The sequence below is a fragment of the Kytococcus sp. HMSC28H12 genome (assembly GCF_001816045.1).
GTDB lineage: Bacteria > Actinomycetota > Actinomycetes > Actinomycetales > Dermatophilaceae > Kytococcus > Kytococcus schroeteri.
The window spans coordinates 1-2,727 of the sequence record NZ_KV824418.1; the positions used below are offsets into that span (position 1 = coordinate 1).

General features: G+C 75.8%; 1 protein-coding gene. It reads left to right on the forward strand.

What is annotated here, in order from left to right; genetic code table 11:
- On the forward strand, positions 1–2,727 hold a 2,727-nt coding region (locus HMPREF3099_RS05485; protein WP_070705024.1), incomplete at both ends, for a glycosyltransferase.

Consider the following 2,727-nt stretch of genomic DNA (forward strand, 5'->3'; position numbering starts at 1 on the left):
AGGGCACCACGCCCGCGCAGCTGGAGGACCTGGGCCGCCGCATCGATGCCGGGGAGCTGCCCACCGACGCGCCCGAGGCCACCGGCGCCCTGCCGGACCCGGACCCGGCGCTGCTCACCCAGTACGCCCGCGTGGTGGCGCTGCAACTCGCCACGCCCGAGGACGTCTCGGCCGCCCTGGGCCTGTTCTCCCTGGCCCACACGCTGAGCGACGGCAGGCACCCGGCCAAGGCGGCCGCGGACCTGTGGTCCCAGCTGCTCGTGGTCCGGCAGGCCCCCGGCGACGCCGAGCGGGCCCGCACCGTCATCGACCGGGGCGCCGGCACCCCCGAGCCCAGCGAGCTCTCCGCCATCGACCTGCTCAACCCGTGGCGCACCGCCGACGGCAGCGGGGTGGGTGCCCGCCCCGAGCCCGCCGCCCACGAGCGCTGGTGGCAGGAGTTCTCCGGCCGCCTCGGCGCCGGGCTGGGCGCCACGGTGCGCCTGGGCGACGTGGACGACCTGTTCGACCGCGCCTGGCTGGCCGGCCACGGCCTGGACGCCGACAGCCTGCTGCGCACCCCCTTCGACCGCCTCGTCGGCGAGGGCGGCACGCCGGTGGACCACCCCTTCCGCGTCACCGTCATCATGAGCGCGTTCAACCCCGGCCCGGAGGTGCTCCTGGCCGCCCGCTCGATGGTGTCGCAGACCTGGCAGAACTGGGAGCTGCTCGTCGTCGACGACGCCTCCCCGGCCCCCACCCCCGGCGTGCTCGAGGCCATCGAGGACCTGGACCCCCGCATCCACGTGGTGCGCAAGGCCGTCAACGGCGGCACCTACCGCTGCCGCAACACGGCCATCCGCCGCGCCACGGGCGACGCCATCGTGGTGCTCGACAGCGACGACTGGGCCCACCCGGAGCTGCTCGAGGCCGGTGTGCGCCCGCTGCTCACGCCGGACGACCCGTCGCTGGCCCCCGCCATCGCCACCCGGCAGCGCGCCCTGCGCATCGGCGACGACCTGCGCATCACCCGCCCCGGCTACCCGGGCGCCATCTCCTGCGCCCCCTCGCTCATGGTGCCGATGGTGGGCGGCGTCTCCCGCATCGGCTTCTTCGACCCCGTGCGCAAGGCCGCCGACACCGAGTACGCGCGCCGGTTGGAGGCCGCCACCGGCGCCGAGGTGCTGCAGACCGAGCACGTGCTGGTGCTCATGCGCACCGACGCGGGCTCGCTCTCCGCGGCGGACTTCACCCGCGGCTGGCGCCACTCCTCGCGCCACGAGTACAAGAACGCGTACGCCAGCTGGCACGCCGCCATCAAGCAGGGCGACGACCCCTGGCTGGACCCCGACGGCCCGCCACGGATCGCCGGCCCGCACCGCTGGAGCTCGGCGGTGAAGGTCCCCGAGGCCGCCCGCCCCCACGTGGAGGTGGTGGTGGCCGGTGACTGGCGCCGCTACGGCGGTCCGCAGCGCTCGATGATGGAGGAGATCCACAGCCTGCTCGAGGCCGGGCACTCCGTGGGCGTCATGCACCTGGAGGCGCTGCGCTTCATGCGCACCACCGACGACCCGCTGTGCGCGCCGGTGCAGGAGCTCCTCGATGCCGGACGCGTGCGCCTGGTGCACCTGGACGACGCGGTGGACGTGGACCTGCTGTTGCTGCGCTACCCGCCGATCCTGCAGTACCCGCCGCACGCGCCAGTGGACAAGCACGGCCAGCCGTCCGCCGTCCGGCCCCGCCACCTGGTGATCGTGGCCAACCAGGCCCCCGCCGAGCGCGACGGCACGGACCAGCGCTACACCGTGCCGACGGTGGAGGCGCACGCCCGCGAACTCTTCGGCACCGAACCGTTGTGGGCGCCGCAGGGCCCCAGCATCCGCACCATCCTGCGCGAGCACACGACCGCGCTCACCGACTGGGACGACCCGGGCCTGGTGGACACCGCCACCTGGCCCACCCGCGACCCCGACGCGCCGCTGCCGACGGTGCCCGTGGTGGGCCGCTACTCGCGCGACGACCGCATCAAGTTCCCCACCACCTGGGAGACGCTCGCCGCGGCCTACGACCTCGGCCCGGGCGTGCACGTACGGATGATGGGCGCCCCGCGCACGGTCAAGCGCCTGCGCGCCGAGGCCACGGCCGCCGGCCGCCCCGCCCCGCAGCCCGCCTGGGAGCTGCTGCCCCACGGCGCGATGCCGGTGGAGGAGTTCCTGGCCGGCACGGACGTGTTCGTCTACGTGGACAACCCGGACGCCCACGAGGCCTTCGGCCGCACCCTGCTCGAGGCCGCGGCCAGCGGCGTGCCGGTGGTGACCATCCCCAAGCACCGCGAGACCTTCGGCGACCTGCTGCTCTACGCCGAGCCCGACGAGGTGCCGGCGGTGGTGCAGCGCCTGCTGGCCGACCCGGTCGCCTACCGGGAACGGGTGGAGCACCAGCTGCGCGTGGTGGCCGAGCGCTACTCGCGGGCGTCGTTCACCCAGCACGTGGAGGGGCTCGTCGGCCCGCCCACGCCGGAGGAGGACGAGGCCGACGCCCCGACCACGGGCGACCCGGCCCCCGACGTCCCCGCGGTGCCGGTCGTGGTCACGGTGGCCCCCACCGGCGACCCGCGCCTGCCCCTGGAGGTGGCCGTGGACGGCCCGGCCCACCCTGACCCCCGCCTCGTGGCCCGCACCATGCCGCTGCGCCGCCCGGCCGACGGCGAACGCGCCGACGCGCTGGCAGCCGTGGGCTCCCCCGAGG